This window comes from Desulfosporosinus sp., assembly GCF_014237355.1.
Taxonomy (GTDB): Bacteria; Bacillota; Desulfitobacteriia; order Desulfitobacteriales; family Desulfitobacteriaceae; genus Desulfosporosinus.
The window spans coordinates 123,136-141,060 of record NZ_JABZFS010000049.1 but is presented as its reverse complement, the minus strand read 5'-3'; the positions used below and the strand labels follow the sequence as shown (position 1 = coordinate 141,060).

General features: G+C 41.6%; 17 protein-coding genes. 14 read left to right on the top strand and 3 right to left on the bottom strand.

The window, feature by feature from the left end:
* Nucleotides 1-171: 171 nt before the first annotated feature.
* Nucleotides 172-1,350 carry a tryptophan synthase subunit beta gene (gene trpB / locus HGJ98_RS10615; protein ID WP_291351173.1) on the bottom strand — a complete coding sequence of 393 codons (1,179 nt, stop codon included), beginning with the start codon at nt 1,348-1,350 and terminating at the stop codon, nt 172-174.
* Between the two features lie 458 nt (nt 1,351-1,808).
* Between trpB and HGJ98_RS10610 the strand changes: the two genes are divergently transcribed.
* From HGJ98_RS10610 to HGJ98_RS10600, 3 genes are read left to right on the top strand one after another with little or no spacing between them, the layout of a single operon-like run.
* The gene (locus tag HGJ98_RS10610; protein ID WP_291351172.1) at nt 1,809-3,074 is read left to right on the top strand and encodes a U32 family peptidase; all 1,266 of its coding nucleotides are present in this window, start codon (nt 1,809-1,811) and stop codon (nt 3,072-3,074) included.
* Between the two features lie 22 nt (nt 3,075-3,096).
* Nucleotides 3,097-3,345 carry a DUF4911 domain-containing protein gene (locus tag HGJ98_RS10605; RefSeq protein ID WP_291351170.1) on the top strand — a complete coding sequence of 83 codons (249 nt, stop codon included), beginning with the start codon at nt 3,097-3,099 and terminating at the stop codon, nt 3,343-3,345.
* Between the two features lie 45 nt (nt 3,346-3,390).
* Entirely contained in the window at nt 3,391-3,630 is a 240-nt protein-coding gene (locus HGJ98_RS10600) for a DUF4911 domain-containing protein (RefSeq protein ID WP_291351168.1), read from the top strand.
* A gap of 92 nt (nt 3,631-3,722) precedes the next feature.
* Here HGJ98_RS10600 and HGJ98_RS10595 read toward each other — a convergent pair whose 3' ends face one another.
* Nucleotides 3,723-4,931 carry a VWA domain-containing protein gene (locus HGJ98_RS10595; RefSeq protein ID WP_291351166.1) on the bottom strand — a complete coding sequence of 403 codons (1,209 nt, stop codon included), beginning with the start codon at nt 4,929-4,931 and terminating at the stop codon, nt 3,723-3,725.
* Between the two features lie 8 nt (nt 4,932-4,939).
* Nucleotides 4,940-5,803, bottom strand: coding sequence for a MoxR family ATPase (locus tag HGJ98_RS10590; protein WP_291351164.1), 864 nt, complete (start codon nt 5,801-5,803; stop codon nt 4,940-4,942).
* A 424-nt stretch (nt 5,804-6,227) separates the two neighbouring features.
* On the opposite strand from HGJ98_RS10590, the gene HGJ98_RS10585 reads away from it, so the two are divergent.
* The 11 genes from HGJ98_RS10585 to HGJ98_RS10535 all read left to right on the top strand — a co-directional run bounded on the left by HGJ98_RS10585 (nt 6,228) and on the right by HGJ98_RS10535 (nt 17,872).
* Complete coding sequence (locus HGJ98_RS10585; RefSeq protein ID WP_291351232.1) at nt 6,228-7,913, top strand: ATPase, T2SS/T4P/T4SS family; 1,686 nt, start codon at nt 6,228-6,230, stop codon at nt 7,911-7,913.
* 62 nt (nt 7,914-7,975) lie between these two features.
* A complete protein-coding gene (locus tag HGJ98_RS10580) occupies nt 7,976-9,181 on the top strand; it encodes a type II secretion system F family protein (RefSeq protein WP_291351162.1) in 1,206 nt (401 codons plus the stop codon).
* Nucleotides 9,182-9,218: 37 nt separating this feature from the next.
* Nucleotides 9,219-9,614, top strand: coding sequence for a type II secretion system protein (locus HGJ98_RS10575; RefSeq protein WP_291351161.1), 396 nt, complete (start codon nt 9,219-9,221; stop codon nt 9,612-9,614).
* A 142-nt stretch (nt 9,615-9,756) separates the two neighbouring features.
* A complete protein-coding gene (locus tag HGJ98_RS10570) occupies nt 9,757-10,179 on the top strand; it encodes a prepilin-type N-terminal cleavage/methylation domain-containing protein (protein WP_291351159.1) in 423 nt (140 codons plus the stop codon).
* Between the two features lie 56 nt (nt 10,180-10,235).
* Complete coding sequence (locus HGJ98_RS10565) at nt 10,236-10,607, top strand: prepilin-type N-terminal cleavage/methylation domain-containing protein (RefSeq protein WP_291351158.1); 372 nt, start codon at nt 10,236-10,238, stop codon at nt 10,605-10,607.
* Nucleotides 10,608-10,630: 23 nt separating this feature from the next.
* Nucleotides 10,631-11,143, top strand: coding sequence for a DUF4860 domain-containing protein (locus HGJ98_RS10560; RefSeq protein WP_291351230.1), 513 nt, complete (start codon nt 10,631-10,633; stop codon nt 11,141-11,143).
* 47 nt (nt 11,144-11,190) lie between these two features.
* Complete coding sequence (pilM, locus tag HGJ98_RS10555) at nt 11,191-12,201, top strand: type IV pilus assembly protein PilM (protein WP_291351156.1); 1,011 nt, start codon at nt 11,191-11,193, stop codon at nt 12,199-12,201.
* A 4-nt stretch (nt 12,202-12,205) separates the two neighbouring features.
* The gene (locus tag HGJ98_RS10550) at nt 12,206-12,772 is read left to right on the top strand and encodes a PilN domain-containing protein (protein WP_291351154.1); all 567 of its coding nucleotides are present in this window, start codon (nt 12,206-12,208) and stop codon (nt 12,770-12,772) included.
* A gap of 10 nt (nt 12,773-12,782) precedes the next feature.
* Entirely contained in the window at nt 12,783-14,159 is a 1,377-nt protein-coding gene (locus HGJ98_RS10545; protein ID WP_291351152.1) for a hypothetical protein, read from the top strand.
* Between the two features lie 8 nt (nt 14,160-14,167).
* A complete protein-coding gene (locus HGJ98_RS10540; RefSeq protein ID WP_291351151.1) occupies nt 14,168-14,941 on the top strand; it encodes a type II secretion system protein in 774 nt (257 codons plus the stop codon).
* A gap of 24 nt (nt 14,942-14,965) precedes the next feature.
* Nucleotides 14,966-17,872, top strand: coding sequence for a DUF2572 family protein (locus HGJ98_RS10535; RefSeq protein ID WP_291351149.1), 2,907 nt, complete (start codon nt 14,966-14,968; stop codon nt 17,870-17,872).
* Nucleotides 17,873-17,925: the final 53 nt, after the last annotated feature.

Sequence of the window (17,925 nt, the reverse complement as noted above, 5' to 3'; positions counted from 1 at the left end):
GTTCACTCAACATTCCGAGGCTCGCCCACTCGCTTGTGTGGGAGCTTCGCCAAACCTCTGGGTAATACCTGATGTGAACCCGTGGCTACGCTTCCCACGCAAGCTTTGTGGGCCTTACCGCCTCTCCGTGCGATGAGTTCACTTCCGTGGACGAAGCTGCCTTCCTCTGAGTTACTGGGACTTTTGGGTTAATTGGAAGATTTGTTCGACGTCTTTGTCACCACGGCCGGAGATATTAACGATGAGAATTTGGTCTGGATTCATGGTAGGGGCGAGCTTAAGTGCATAAGCCACAGCGTGAGCACTCTCAAGTGCAGGGATGATACCTTCGGTTCTGGAGAGCCGATGGAACGCTTCCAGAGATTCATCGTCTGTAATGCTTACATATTCGGCGCGTCCGATGTCTTTAAGGTAGCTATGTTCGGGACCAACCCCGGGATAGTCCAGCCCGGCAGAAATGGAATGGGTTGCAAGGGGTTCACCTTTTTCATCGGCCATAACATAACATTTAAAGCCGTGCACGATTCCGGGGGCTCCGGCGGAGAGAGGCGCAGCATGTTTGCCGGTTTCTAAACCCAGACCAGCAGGCTCAATTCCTATAAGCTTAACAGAGGAGTCATCGATAAAGTTGGCAAACATGCCAATGGCGTTACTGCCGCCGCCGACACATGCCATAACAGCATCCGGAAGTTTACCTTCTGCTTCGAGTATTTGTTGACGGGCTTCCCTTGAAATAATCGCTTGAAAATGTTTTACAAGGGAGGGGAAGGGGTGGGGACCCACGGCGGAGCCAAGCATATAAAACGTGTTTTCATAGTTCGTAGCGAAATCCTCTAATGCTGCATCCACGGCATCTTTTAGAGTACGTGTGCCTGAGGTAACTGAGACTACTTTGGCACCTAAGAGTTCCATGCGAAAGACATTGAGGGATTGGCGTTTTGTGTCTTCTTCCCCCATATAGATGACGCATTCCATATCAAAGAGGGCACAGGCTGTTGCAGTGGCTACACCGTGTTGTCCGGCTCCGGTTTCTGCGATGACACGTTTTGCTCCCATTCGTTTAGCCAGTAGGGCTTGTCCAAGAACATTATTGATTTTGTGGGCTCCAGTATGGTTAAGATCCTCACGTTTAAGATAGACCTTAGCACCACCTAATTGTTTAGAAAGCTTTTCTGCATAGTAAAGGGGATTCGGGCGACCTACATACTGACGAAGATAATAATCCAGTTCTCTGTTGAAGTCAGGATCATCCTTATAGGTCTCGAAGGCCTCATCCAGTTGAGTGAGTGCATTTTCTAATTGGGGTGGAACGAAACTACCGCCATATTCACCGAAATAACCTTTTTCCATTTTATTTACCTCCATTTTTAATTAAAAAATAAAAAACTCTCTATCCTGAAAAGGATAGAAAGTTAATTTCCATTAAGCCACCTTTTGGTAGTGGGATTTACGATTTACATAGTAAATTACCCATATTCCAAGCTTAGATACGGAGTAGGATGGACTTCTCGTGCACAAATAATCAGATGCGGAGAGTCGACCTCTCGATATCCGTGTCTCTGTAACGGGAAACCCCCGGTATCACCTACTGACGCTTAATTGCGTGTTCGGATTACGACTCTGAGATCCATTCAGTCTACGGGAAGTGTATCAGACTCTCACCTTCTCTGACTCGCTAAAACATTCCTCAAAGACTTACTAATTCTCGTCATTGTCTTGCATGATAATTTTCTGTATTGTAATATGTCAGCAGGTACTTCGTCAAGGGGTGTTATGGAAAAGATTTTTTGTAAAGTTAGGGGATCATCATGAAAAAACCAGAATTGTTAGCTCCCGCAGGGGATATGGAGAAATTAAAGTACGCTCTGACCTACGGAGCGGATGCGGTTTATATGGGGGGGCAGGCCTTTGGCCTGAGGGCCTACGCCGGAAATTTCGGTTTAGAGGAAATGGAGAAAGCTGTAAACTTAACCCATGATCTTGAAAAAAAACTTTATGTAACAGTGAATATCTTTGCCCATGAGCCGGATCTTGAGGAACTGCCGGCGTACTTAAAGAAACTAGAAAGGCTGGGCGTGGACGGAGCGATTGTTTCAGATCCTGGAATTATCGTCATGGCTCAGGAAGTGGCGCCTCGGTTACCCCTTCATTTGAGTACCCAGGCGAATAATACAAACTCCTATTCCGTGCGCTTTTGGATGAAGCATGGAATAGAGAGGGTTGTACTGGCCCGGGAGTTGACACTTGAAGAGCTGAGAGCTGTACGGGCTAAGGTGGATGGGGGACTGGAGATCTTTATCCATGGAGCCATGTGCATGTCTTACTCCGGACGGTGTTTACTGAGTAACTATTTGACTGGTCGGGATGCTAATCGGGGAGAATGTACTCAGCCTTGTCGCTGGGGATACTCATTGGTTGAAGAAAAACGGCCGATGGAGGCCTTTCCAATTGAAGAAGATGAGAGAGGAACCTATGTCTTTAACTCTCACGATTTATGCCTCCTGCCGCATTTACCCTTGTTAAAGCAAATTGATATCGATAGTTATAAGATCGAAGGGCGAATGAAAAGTGTTCAATATGTTGCCAGCACAGTCAAGGTATATAGAGACGCCATCGATACTTTGTGGGACCAAGGAGAGGAAGCCTTTCAGGCTAAGCTCCCTCTTTGGCTAGAAGAAATGGATAAAGTCAGTCACCGGGATTATTCAGCAGGATTTCTTTTCGGTAAGCCAGGAGCAAAGTCACATAATTTAGTGTCGTCCCACTATGTTCGGGATTATGATTTTGTGGGAGTTCGGTTGGATGATGGAGAAATGAAGAGTATCGCCCCAGACTCCGCAGATCAGAACACGGCTTGGATAGAGCAGCGGAACAATTTTAAACTGGGAGAGGTTTTAGAAGTCCTCACTCCGCAGGGGGCCTGTTGGTCGTTTGAAATAAAGGAGATGTGGGATAAAGAAGGGAATCCCCTAGAAGTAGCTCGTCATGCTCAGCAAAAGATTAGAATGACGGTACCAGAGAAAATTCTGCCCTATAGTATATTGAGGCGGGCGAAAAGCGAGAAGAAAGCATAAGTATTAATGTTAGGAGATTCCGATGGATAAAGATTTCAGAGACCAATCAAGCTCATCGTTTGCAGATTCGGATGTTATCATAAAAGCCCGCTTAGCACGGGTAGAAATGCAAATGTTAGACAAACTTGTCGAGGGTTTAGGGCATTTGGGCATCGTTACTACAACGAACAAGGCCCTAGGAGAAGTCATGATTCAAACAACGAAGTATTGTTGGCCCGATTTAAAGAAGGCCATAGAGAATATGCCCTTTGAGATAGAGTTCATTGAGTAAAAGCTTTAACTAATGAAGAAAATTAGAGAATTAGGGGACGAGTTAATGAATTATTCAGAACAAGTCAGCGATCAGCTTTCGGATATTGACCTTATCGTTAAAGCGCGCATAGATCGGTCTGAAATCCAGATGCTTTGCAAACTTGTCGAGGGCCTTGGACATTTAGGTGTTGTGACAACCACCAACAAACAAATCGGAGAAGTTATGATCCAAACGACAAAGCAGTGTTGGCCTGAGTTAAAAGAATTGGTTGAGAAGATGCCGTTGGAAATTGAATTCTTATGAGACCAAAACAATAAATCGCAAAAAGGAACCCTCTAGCGGGTTCCTTTTTCCTTGGGCCAGGGGGACAAGGTCACTTGTCCCCCTGGCCCACTCTATTTCCGAACCATCAGTTTTTTAATCCCTTGATCAAGGCCTTCTAAGGTTAATTCGTACATAGGGAAGACACTGCGCACCATTTTTAGGGTTTGATACCCGTGAACTCGCTCCCAATACTTCTCAGGTATAGGATTAAGCCAAATGTTATACGGGAATTTCCTAGCTAAACGCTGGAGCCAAGTTAAGCCAGGTTCGTCGTTGCCAATATCCCAAAAGATATTACCATCAACCATGGTAAGTTCACTAGGTGCCATAGCAGCATCCCCAATAATAATTATCTTATAATCTGAACTGAGGGAATTCATAGTATCTATGGTTTTGACGGCTCTTCGGGGACTACAACTAGCGTCAGTATATAGGAGGTCATAGATGCAGTTATGAAAATAATAGAACTTTAAATCCTTGAAATGTGATGACCTATGCACCGCAGAGAATAACTGACTACAGATTTTGGCGTAAGGGGCCATAGATCCACCCGCATCCATCAAAACGATAAGTTTGACGGCGTTTTTCCGGGGCCGTGTCCACACAAGTTTTAATTGACCGGCATTTTTACAGGTTTCATCAATGGTATCCTCTAAATCCAATTGATCTTTTGCTCCATCGAGACGTGTACTAAACTGGCGTAAGCGGCGTAAGGCAACTTCAAATTGACGTACTCCCAAGGTTTTGTCCTTGCGATACTCTCGGTAATTTCGCTCTGAGGCAACTTTCACGGCAGATTGACCCTGGGACTGTCCGCCGATTCTTATTCCTCCCGGATGAAAGCCAGAGTGTCCAAAAGGGGAAGTCCCACCAGTTCCGATCCAGGTATTTCCGCCGTGATGGGGAGCATCTTGTTTACGCAGACGTTCTTCTAGGGCCGCTTTTAAACTATCCCAATCAGGTAAACCTAGCTTATTTAAGAGTTGGTTCCGCTCTTCTTCGGAAAACTGCTTAGCAGGCAGAGGATTTTCCAGCCATTGAGAAACTTGATCCAATAATTGTTCAGGGGTCTCAATCCCCCGAAAATACTTCTGAAAGGCTAGGTCATATTGGTCAAAGTGGCTTTCGCTCTTTACGAGTACGGATCTAGCAAGATAATAAAACCCAGATAGGCTTGATCCGGCTAAGCCTTTAGACAGAGCCTCCATCAACGTCATCCATTCTGTGATAGAAACTGGAATCCCTTCCCGGCGTAGTAGGTAAAAAAAGTTCGTGTACATAGGCAGCGCTACCAACCACGACTTGTGGCCCGGGGAGAACTATCCGTCCCCCGTAAATGTAGCTGCCTTAGAGCCAGATCGAAATCCTGATTTTTCTTTAACAACGCTCCTAAGAAAGGGATCTCCCTAGAAATTTTCTCCGGTTCTATACCGCCGATGGTTAAGGCTTGTACCCAATCTAAAAGTTCACTCGTACTGGGCTTTTTCTGTAAACCGGGGACACTTCGTAACCAATAGAAGGAATTTAATGCTTCTGCCAGTAAATTGGCTTCTAGTTCAGGAAAATGGACATGAACAATCTCTTCCATCATGGCTTCGTCGGGAAAGTCAATATAATGGAAAACACAACGACGCAAAAAAGCATCGGGAAGTTCTTTCTCTGCGTTGCTCGTGATAATCACGATGGGACGATGTTTTGTGGTGATGGTTTCTCCAGTTTCAGGGATATAAAAATTCATGACGTCTAATTCCCAGAGCAAATCATTGGGAAACTCCAGATCAGCTTTATCAATTTCGTCAATGAGAAGGACAACCCGTTCCTTGGACTCGAAGGCTTCTCCCAGTTTACCTAACTTAATGTATCGCTTGATGTCTGATACATTTTGCTCGCCAAACTGACTGTCATAGAGGCGTTGAACTGTGTCATAAACGTAGAGGCCATCCTGTGCTTTGGTAGTGGATTTAATATTCCAGATGATTAAGCGGAGTCCCAGTGAACGGGCAATGCTTTCAGCGAGAACAGTTTTACCGGTGCCTGGCTCGCCTTTGATTAAGAGCGGTCGCTTTAAAGCGACTGAGATATTGACACTGTTGCGAAGATCGTTGGAAACGATATAGTCCTCAGTGCCTTGATAGGATATATGATCGGACATGAACAATTTCCCCCTTGTTTACTTGTACTTATTTTAATGTAATAATATCACTTGTTGGGTTATTTTTGTAACAAATCAGACTTATTAAAAAACATTTGAATTTTGATAGCGAAAATTATTTATCTATTGACTATTACTTAATCTATACATAGTACAATAATAGAATTATAATAGGTCATAAGTCCTTTAACGATAGGACTAAGGCCCTAAAATAATGGATTAAAATCACAGTATCATCATTGTTATGTTTATCTACTAAGACATTGTTCCAGGTAAATATAGTAGGTTCTTATGTTATAATATAGATATATATCGCTTAATCACTAAAAATAATAATTAGTCAGATAATTTGGAGATATAAGTCATATACTGGTTCCTTATACTATCTATCTAAGCTTGTTTTGAAAGGTGTCAGTAAGTGAGTATGGAAAAATCAAAACAGAGAATTAAGCTGGGCGAGCTCCTGATGGGAGCTGGAATGATTAGCCAAACGCAGCTTGAAGAGGTGTTAGCTGAACAACGAAAGTCCAGAAAACGGATGGGACAGATCCTGATTGATCTTAACATCTTAACAGAAGATGAGATCATGGATACTCTTGCTGTTCAACTTTCTATTGAACGCTTTGATATAGCTAAAGCATTTATTGATCCAGAGATTGCTCGAAGTATACCCAAAGAAGTCGCTAAGAAATACAATCTTATTCCTTTTGGTGAAAAAGATGGTAAGCTGCTGGTCGCCATGAGTGATCCACTTAATATTTTTGCCATCGACGATATTTCGTTTATAACCCAGAAAATTATTCAACCCTGTATCGCCGGGTATGAGGCTATAGAAAAAGCTATCGAGCTATATTTCAGCAAACAATCAACCGATAAAGCCTTAGAAGACTTAAAAAAGGAATATAAGGTTGAATTAGATGGAAAATACGATCAAGCGATTATTGACGAAGTCCAGAGTGCTCCTGCAGTCAGGCTTACTAATTCTATTCTTAATCAGGCCATTACCACTGGCGCAAGTGATATACATATAGAACCTTTTGAAAAAGAAGTCAAAGTCCGCTATAGGATTGATGGAATTTTAGTAGCAAGTATGGCGATACCTAAGAGCTTATATTCATCTGTGTGCACCCGTATCAAAATCATGGCGGGTATGAACATCGCTGAAAATCGAATTCCTCAAGATGGAAGGAATGAAATGGAGCTTGGAGGACAGAACTATGATTTCCGGGTTTCCTCGTTGCCTACAGTATTTGGGGAAAAAATAGTTATCAGAATTCTTGACGGAAGGAATTTTGAATTAAGTCGAAGTATGCTTGGTTTTACTAACCATGATAATGCTCTTCTTAATCGTATTTTAAGTATGCCCTATGGAATCATTTTGTTAACGGGGCCTACAGGAAGCGGAAAATCTACAACACTCTACACCATCTTGAAGGAATTAAACACCATTGACAAGAATATTGTTACAGTTGAAGATCCTGTCGAATATACCTTGATGGGGATCAACCAGGTTCAAGTCAATACGAAAGCCGGACTAACCTTCGCCTCCAGCTTAAGAAGCATATTAAGACAAGACCCTGATATTATCATGATCGGGGAGATGCGGGATGAAGAAACTGCACGCATCGCGGTACGAGCAGCTATCACCGGACACTTAGTCTTTTCAACCTTACATACTAATGATGCTCCTAGCTCCTTGACCCGCTTAGTAGATATGGGAATTGCTCCTTACCTCGTTGCAGAAGCAATTATTGGTATTATCAGCCAAAGACTTCTGCGCAAACTCTGCCCCGCCTGTAAGCGGGGGTATCTTGCAGATGAACGTGAAAAGAAGATTCTACGAGAACAAAAAGATCATAAGTTGTACAAAGCAGTAGGCTGCCCTGCTTGTAACAGCACAGGTTATAAAGGGCGTATTGCAATTCATGAAGTATTGCGTCTAGACAATAAAATGCGGAGCATAATCGAACGCGGTGCTAATGCCGACGAATTGAGGACCATGGCCCTCAAAGAGGGCATGGTGACCCTTTATAGTAACTGTAGACGACTTGTCTTAAATGGAGTAACCAGCATCAATGAGATGGTTCGTACTGTCTTTGTCAGAGAATAATTCTGTCTGAAGACTGAAAGTCTGAAAAACTCTTAACTAGCGAGCTAGAAGGTGGTAAAACGATGCCAATTTATACCTTTAGGGCCAAAAAGCTGAATGGTGAAGAACTCACGGGAACTCAAGATTTTTCGTCTCTAGAGGTCCTCAAGGCTATGCTGTCAGATCAAGGATATTTTCTAATTGATGCTCAGATTAAAGGAAAAGAATACAGCTTTGGTGAATTACTTAAACGAGTTGATATGAAGGATATTTCTCTTTTCTGCCGTCAGTTCTCAGTCATCTTGAATGCAGGTATTCCAATTGTCGAGGCTTTAGGCATTTTAAGGGATCAGGTGGAAAAGAAAAAGTTTCGAGATACACTAGAAGATGTTCATGAACAACTCCAAAGAGGTAATTTGTTTTCCAGCACCTTGCAAGCTCATCCCAATATCTTCCCGGAATTCATGAGAAACATGGTGGAAGTGGGCGAGGCCAGCGGAACCTTGGATACCATCATGATTAGCTTGGCTGAATATTATGAAAAAGAGAACAAGCTTCGCCGCAAAATCAAAAGTGCTATGACCTATCCAATAATCTTACTAATCCTCATGGTGGGGGTGGTTACGTTACTAATGGTTAAGGTCCTGCCGACGTTTGCAAATATTTTGCAGTCCATGGGTGGGGAATTGCCGGCCTTGACCAAAACCTTGATGGGGATGAGCGGTTTTATGGTGAAGAATGGGGGGCTTATTTTTGGGATCACTGTCCTTGGTGGGCTAGCAATAAGAATTCTATCTAAGAATAATGAGTTTAGATTTTGGTTGGACTCTTTAAAATTAAAGGCCCCTGTTCTTAAAGTAACCATCGTTAAGATAATAACCGCTCGGTTCGCTAGAAGCATGGGGATTTTACTTAAAAGTGGTATCCCGATTATCCGGTCTTTTGAGATCATGGGTGGTTTACTAGGGAATCGGGTAGTTGCCCATAGATTTGTAGAATGTCGGGATGAAGTTATGGAGGGCAAGGGGATTTCCGGCTCCATTAAGAAAATGGGTGTTTTTCCTCCTATGTTAATTCATATGATAGAAGTAGGGGAAGCCACGGGACAATTGGATGATCTACTTACAAGAACAGCAGTATTCTTCGATGAGGAGGTGGATGAGGCGATTGAAAAACTGACGGCCATGATTGAACCCGCCATGATTGTTATTATGGCAGTCGTCGTGGGCACCGTCGTTATGGCAATGATGTTGCCAATGGTTAGCATTATGCAATCCGTTCAACAATAATTGGGGGAGGTAGAAAGAGATGGAATTAAGAGAACGTATGAAGAGGCTCAAACAGAAGCAAAAGGGCTTTACGCTTGTAGAGTTAATTGTTGTAATAGCAGTTATTGGAATTTTAGCGGGAGTTATGTTGCCGAGATTCTTTGGTTTTACAGACGATGCTAGAGAGGCTGCTGCGATATCTGAAGCTAAAAACATTAGGGCGATTGCGGAAACACATTATGCACAAACTGGGGATTGGCCAACCTATACTGTGAATGCTTCTAAAACGACTGTGACAGCAGGGAGTCAAACATATACTTTTGATGGAACTGTAGTGCCGACAATGGACTCAGAAACACCACCAGCACCTACTGGAGGATTTACGTATCAAAGTAATAAAGGTAATGCTCCTTTGGTAACATGCGATGCTAATGGAAATATATCAGTACCATAATGCACCTGTAAGAATAACTTGGAAGAATCGTTATGCCAAGTAGCTATAACGATTCTTCCAAAAAGAGTTATTAAACTGTTTTTTAATAGTTGCTTGCCTTCGGTCAATCGAACCTCATTGATAAAAGGGAGGTAGAAAAGAAATGGAACTAGGACAACGTGTAGAGAAGCTAAAACATAAGCAGAAGGGCTTCACGCTTGTGGAGTTAATTGTCGTTATTGCCATTATAGGAATTTTAGCAGGGATTATGCTGCCAAGGTATTATTCGTTTACTGATGATGCAAGAATGGGTGCCGCAATATCTGAGGCTAAATCTATTAGAACTATGGCTGAGACTTTTTATTCGAAGTATGGTAAGTGGCCAGAAGTTGAAAGAGCAACTGGTTTTAGAGTTCAAACTGGGGTAGATGATGATGATGATCCTACCTATACGAATTCACCCACATTCACAGGTACAATAGATGATATAGCTACAGGTAATATCATTGATGACGGTGCCTTTACTTATGAGAAAGATGGAAAGACCGCAAGATGTAATAAAGACGGAGCGGTAACTGCTGACTAATAAAATTTTTATAGCAAGGATATTAATATGTTGCTATTCACAAGGAGTCATTGGCATTGTTCAACAATAAAGGATTCACTTTAATAGAAATAATAATAGTGCTCGTGATTATCGGGATTATTTCTGCGACGGCATATCCAAGCCTATCAGTAGCTAGGGATATGGCCAATGAAAATGATCGTGCCGCACATGAAAAAGTAGTGAATAAAGCCTTAATAGAGCACTATGCCTTAACAGGAGCTTATCCTAATCAAGGGGTTCATGACAGTAGTACTCCAAACCTTACAGCATCTGAGTTGTCGGCCTTAGCTTCTGATTTGGCTCAGGAAACTGGTGTTAGGTTGAATACAGCAAAATATAAATATACTTATGTACTAAATGGTAGTGGTATTTATGGTGTTAACTCACTCCATGTTGATTTAAGATAATACTGGAGGAATCAATATTGGAGATGGAAAAGAAGAAATCAAAAAGGACACAAGGGTATACCCTAATTGAGCTCATCGCTGTTTTAGCAATTATCGCCATTTTAGGCACTATGCTTGTATCTATGTTAAACATGGGTGTTAAGTTCTATCGCAATGCCAATACGACGATGGAAAATCAAAGTGATGCGCGCCTGGCAATTGCTTATATCACAGTGAAAATTCGTCAAAACGACGTAGCCGGCGGTATAGCGGTAATTAGTGAAAGGGATAGTTTTAATAACCCAATTGAGGTTTTGAGAATAAACGATGCTAGTACTCCAGGGAATACGTTTTGGATATATTATGACGCTAATACAGATAAATTACGTGAACAAAGCGGGAATACAGGCTTTAACCCTGTGTTAGCAAATGGCATAGAAATTTCGGAATTAAGCTACTTAAAAATCGAACAATTTGGGGCCAATCTTCGCTTTAGAGTTAAATCAATGGATAATACAGTGGATTTAACTCAGGAAATCACGCTGCGCTCACCATAGAAATCGCCCTTTTACATAGCGCATTACATAAGGCCGGGAGGAACAGCATGTTTAGGAAAAACGAAGTCCTAGGAATTGATATCGGAACGCGTTTGACGAAGTTTGTGCTACTGAAACAAGGGACTAAACCAGAATTAAAAGCGTGGGCAATCGTTCCTACGCCGCCTGGAAGTGTTTCAGACGGCTTGATTAGGGACCGGCAAGCGGTTTTAGATATGCTTAAAAGTGCAATCAGTGACCATAAATTGATGGCTAAGAAGGTTGCTGTCACACTTCATTCCTCAGGAATTATGCTTCGAGAGCTTAACCTAACAGCACTTAATGACGATGAAATCGAACCCGCTGTCCAATTTGAATTAGCTCAAAGTTTTCCAGACATGCTGCAGACCCATTCTACGGCTTTTAAAGTCTATACCAAGACCGACGAGTTTCTTAATGGAATTAGTACATCTTGCCCGAAAGAAATTGTCAATAGCTATGTGGAGCTGTTTGCTGATTCCGGTATTTCCTTGAAATATGTGGATGTCAACGCTAACAGCCTTGCTAAAGCATATAATTGGTTTGTTCAGTCCCCAGCGCCAGGGGATTCGGTCTTGTTGGTTGATCTAAGCTACACCATGTCTCAAGTGAACGTATTAGTCGATGGAAAGATTATTTTAAGCCGCAGCGTTTCTGGCGGAGGTGCTTTCGTCGATAGCTTGATAGTCAACCGTTTTGAGATTACTATGGAGGAAGCGGAAGCAGCCAGACAGACCGGGTACAAGGATTTGTCAATTAATCAAGATGAACTGGACTCCTGCCTTCGACTTGGATATTCTTCCGTGGAAGATCAGATGCGACAAACCCTGGATTATATCCGTTATAGTAAGCTCCAAGATGGAATTCAGAAAATCTGCTTTACAGGTGGAGGCAGTAATTTCCCGGGCTTGGAGACATACTTCAGTGGGATGTTCAGGACTCCTGTCACAGTAGCTCAATCAGATAGTATTCCCCTTGAAGTCTCTGACAAATTCTTTATTCTCATGCCGGCGATTGGCGCGGCTTTAAGGGAGGACTAAGGCCTTGAAGGACATTAATCTTATTTCACAGTCCCATCAGCAAAAAAGAGAACGCCAGAATTCAGGGATGGGTCAAAAATTAGGGATAGCCGCTCTGGTTGTTTTGGCCCTGGGGGGGCTAGGATATGGAACTCTTACAATTCTTCAGGCCAAGATAGAAGCTAAGCAAGTGGCTATTGCACAAAAGATCAAGGAGGCTGCTCCCATCGTTGAGCTGAAAAACAATATTCAGGTCAGACAGGACAAGATAAATCAGCTCTCAGGAATTGTTGATTTAGTGGTAGCTCAGTCTACCTTTAATACAAGAATATTTGATAGAATTTCCAGTGTCATGCCTGAGAATGTCTTCATTGTCAACTATGCCCTCAGTCAAACTGGCGATTTGAATATTATAGGGAAAGCAAAGGACAGGGATAGCATCGCATATTTCATATATAACTTGAAGGGGAGCGGACTGTTTAGTGATGTTTATCTGAGCAATGTAAGTGGTACCGCCAGTAACGCTACAGAATCTAATCCTAATGGTTTAACAGAGTATAATTTCTCGGCGCTTTTAACTATGAAAAAGTGAGGAAAATCCCATGAAGTTAAAGATTAACTGGTCTAAACTTAAAAGCTTTGAGTTCAGGTCTCAGCTGCTTAAGGCCTTTAAGAAGAGACCAAACTTTTTTAAAAAGGTAAAACTAAATCGCCCAAAATCTTCCTCGCTTAGCCTTTCAAAAAGGGATTTTATTCTCTTAGCGTTATTAGTACTAGGATTTGAGGGGTATGGAATATACCATTATCTCCTAGATCCTAAATATCAGGAGTATAGCAGCTTGAAGACTCGTTATGCAGGGGAGCAATTAATTGCCTCAAATTTTGAAAAGGATATGGCTCAAAAAGATCAATATATGGAGAATCTTAAGCTGTTGGATTACAAGTTTAGTACCTTGACTAAGGTTATACCTAACGAGATTCCTCAAGAGGAAATTGTACTTATACTTAATAAATTAGCCAAGGACAGAGAACTGGAAATCAGCGGAATATCCTTAAGCACTATATCCGCTGTGAGCAAACAAGATTTTGCCGCAGGGAAAACATCCTCTGGGCAGACTCAGAATACTGGTAAGTTAGTCGCGCCAACAAGTGTACCAAATGACATCGAAAGTAAACTTGGAACTTCGACAACGAGCACGGCTAATAGTAGTGTAACTAGTCAAGCAAAACCTAAGTCTCCGGGGATGGTCCTTGTCGAAGACGTAGATATCGCGTTTTCAGGGAGTTATGGAGCTTTATATAATTTTCTCAGTGATTTAGAAAAGAGCGACCGAAAAATCATTGTCAAAGAATTGAGCATGGTCCGAGGAAGTGCCGACTTATTAAAAGGGCAGATCAAGCTTCAGTATGTAGGATATGTGATCCCCGAAGAAAAAAGCACCTATTCCTTAGATACTCCACCAGTAAGCGGCAAAACCAGCCCCTTTGAGGCCTATCAAGAATATGAGGACAAAGTTATAGTTTCGACAGGGTCCTCTCCAAGTTTAGGATCAAGTCAAACGACAGCACCAGTCAAGACCTACAATCCGGATTTCTACCTATTACTCAGTACATATGATGACAATGCCCCCAAGATAATCATGGGAGATTACACCAAGAACGGTACTGAACTTTACAGTAATACCAACGCCAGTGTCAGAGGTAAATTAACCATCAGTGGTAATCAAGATAATATGTCCTATTCTTATTCCCTAGGAGGAGCTACCCAAACTAAAAATGCTAAATTGCTGATGGATGGAGGAAAACTACGGTTAGAGGTTATCTCTCATGCACGTAAAAATGAGCAAGATAAGGTAAGTTTGACTCTCGATGTTGAAAATAAAACAGACTATCCCTTGGAAATCAGCATTATTAGTGATGATCAACAAGTTCCCCGTTTTAGTCTCGGCACTCAATTAGGTAGCGTGACGGTAAAGTAGGTGATCTTGTGAAATGTAAACATAACGAAGGCTTTACCTTAATTGAAGTGATGGTGGCGTTAGCCATAGTAGCCATTATCTCAACCCCCCTCTTACAAATGTTTGTGACAACAAGTTATGCTAATCATGAAGCCCAAGTCATGGATATGACGAATACTATTGTTGTCCAACAAGCCGAAACCTTCAAATCCAACCCTGAGAGCTATAGAATAAGTAACGGAGAGACCTCGTATTATTTTTACAAAAGAGACGGAACTTTCCTTGAAATGTATCCCGATTTATCCGTTATCCCAGATGGAGCGGCCATTATGGTAAAAAGTTCTTTGCCGGATCCAATGCTATCGGCTGTTCCTGAATTCGGGTATTATCCTAACTTTGCAGGCACCATAGATTTCTCACGATACTCTTCTGACATAGATATTGTCATATCTAACATTTACGAAATTGAGGTGGAGCCTTCTTCGCCAAGTTCGTTTGTATACGATAGTTCCAAAATAACTGATAGAGTTATACCTATAAGGGTTGATTTTCACAGAGATTCAAGGATAATTAATGTAACAAACGACTCTGATAAAGAAGCAGAGTTTTATATTTTTAATACAAACAGTAATAGTGATGTAATTATTAATACTGTCAGAGGAACTTCGAGTAAAGTATATGTTCCCACCAGCGGTACTACATCGAATATGAAGTACAATTTGACACTTACTGTCAGCAGCCTAAGTAAGGGCATTTGGGTGGAGGAGCTTACTAACACAGTTAATGCCAATGTCTACAACTAGATTTTTCAGAATGGAGCGATGAAAATGAGATTCTGGGTGCGCCTCAATCTGAAAAGTGAAAAAGGTAATGCGATGCTTATGGCATTAGCGATAATCTTCATGCTCACATCCTTTGGTACCATATCTCTAATGACAAGCGTGGCCAATGTACAAATGAGTGCTAAATATAGGGATTGGTCCAAGGATTACTATGAGCTGGACAGCAACGCTGAAACTGAGGTAAATGCCATAAACTCCATTTTGGAAGACGCTGAAACAAATGCCCAGAGTTATATGGCTGGACAATATTACTTATCTCCAACTGAGGTACCTTTGGGGGATCTGTACATTCCATATTCAGCCCAGTCCTATATAAATGGACAATGGACGGCTTTAGTGGAGCCCTATTTAGAGGATATGGACAGTGAGGACTATCGAGACAAACAGCCGATTTTCAGGCAGGATATTTTAAAGAGACTATACTATTATTACGCATCTAACTTACTTGATAACAATGGTTATACAGTGTTAACCCAAATGAATGGTTCAGACATACTTCTAGGCGAATATAAGAGTAATCTGTTTGATCCCACAAAGCCCCAGGTTCTAGAAGATGGAAATTTAGCAGTGAAGCTTAATTCCCATATTGTTAATGATAAGAAGATAGCGGTCAAGCTTAATGTGATATTTCCGATTTACAAAACCCTTGATCTAACCAAGGTTGTAACCTTTCAAGGAAATCCCATCTGGACAAATGCCATTACCGCTGCCGGCAGCATAGGTTTTATCAATGGAACAAGCACAATTCGAGGAGATCTATTTTCATCAAACAAGGATGAAAGCCTTTATCTTAACGACAACCATATTATAGCTTCCGGCATATATAGTGATGGTGCACAAGTCGATATCTATGGCAATGTATATTCTAAAGGAAACCTTCATATCATTCGAAGTAATTCAGAAATTAATGTTAAGCCATATCCTGACGATTTTCAAACTGCTTTAAAGTACAACGTATTCGCAGACAATGACGATCCGGGCCTGTTCTTTGATTATAGCGACAGTACCGTATATCCGGCACCAACAAATTATACCTATATTCAGGAGGATCCAACGGACGATTCAACCCTTTATTTTGTCAATCAGGATATTAAGGGTGGTAATATTTACTGCAACAGCTTGGCTGTGAACCGTACAGTCGACGATGAAAGAGTCGACAACGCTGTAATCAATGCAGAAGGAAATGTAAGTACCTGGAATGATATTAAAATGAATAATAGCATTCCAGGCTCTACTACAGACGGAACGGCTTCGAAAATAGTGATATCAAAAAACTTTATTGGTATTAACGCTGAAGGACACAATGGGGATCCCAATGCCAGTAGTACTGTGATAAACAATACTGCCCTGTCTGGAAATACGATTACCTTAAAAGGTAAAATGATTATACCTGGGACCGCCTGGGCGGAGTACTCAGGAGTTAAGAAAAATGGCTGGCCACGTTTTCTTTGGCCCGATACTAAACCAAACCCAATTAATCCATGGCTAAGCTACCAGTATTATCAGACTGGTGAAAGCATCACTGCCAAAAATGCTAATATCTATGGAGCTTATTTGTCGCCGGTGATTAATCCCGATCCTTTGTATAACTATTCCTATGAACCATATACATTAGATCCTGAATCTGAACCGTATGTTGAGACGGAGATCAACGCCTTCAATTTATTGCGTGGAGATGCCAAGAGTGGAGAGGATCAGGATAGCCTGATTCCGAAAAAGGGTCAATTAACAGAATACGTCATGAGTAGAATACTTAGTGGAACTCCTGTTGTTTCAAATGTTTTTTCTGGATCTACTGTCGAAGGATATGCACTGGGTCAAGCATTGCTTCATAATACTACAGGATCTACGACGGCGACAATATATGGTGGGCCTAATCCCAATCCTTCAGCCAATCAACCTGAACCCATGATCGACAATGAGTTATATACGAACTATCGTAACTATTATTTTGCATTTGAAAGTACTTTGTCTAAGATCTTCCTCTCAAAAGTACAAAATCTTGGGACTACTAAAAAAATGCCCATTAGTTTTGAGAATCTAATAGATAAAACTAAAGGTTATGTAGAGGACTTGGAAATGGATCTTGAAGATTTTGTCGATAAATCTGCTGTATCAGATATTAACGGCAACTTATTAGCAGGAATCAAGACGAATCCAATGGGAATGACAAATTCTTTTGTCTATCTACAGCCACCAATGGGCAGTGACACATATACCTTGAATATGACCGATAACCCTAGCGGAATAATTTACTGTGAAGGGAATCTTAACATTACAGGTAGTGGAACGTTCAAGGGTGCAATTGTTTGTGAAGGCAATATAATATTGGAAGATGATGTGACTATCACCTATGACAAAGTAGTTATTCAAAGTGTAATGGAATCAGATGATGATGCATACAGTTTTTTTTCCAAGTTAAGCGGGTTTGAAAGTCCTATCGATAAATCGAAAGGTTTTATAGATAAAACTGCTCTTGTAAATGATGACGGCAGTTTGAGTGTTAGTTCCGATCCAACCGGAATGCAAAAGTCCTTTGTCTATCTACAATCACCAACGGGTAGTGATACATATACTTTAAGTTCTGGAAGCTACAGCGGAATTATTTACTGCGAAGGAGATTTAACTATTGAAGGTAACGTAACGTTCAATGGAGCGATTATTTGCGAGGGTAATGTCACAGTTGATGGACATTCTACCATAACCTATGACGAAGGAATTATTAAGTCAGTATTAGGAACAGATAAAAATGTCAGGAGATTTTTTACTCCGGGATCAATGGGAGACAGTAATGAGTTCATTTACGAAACCCCTGCCTATGACGGAGCAGTTCGACAAGATATTGTGAAACGCTTTCAGATTGTCGAGTGGAAGGAGGAGCAGCAACCTTAAAGCGTATTAATCTGACCTCTAGAAGGAGATACCACTCTTATAGTGAAAGGGGA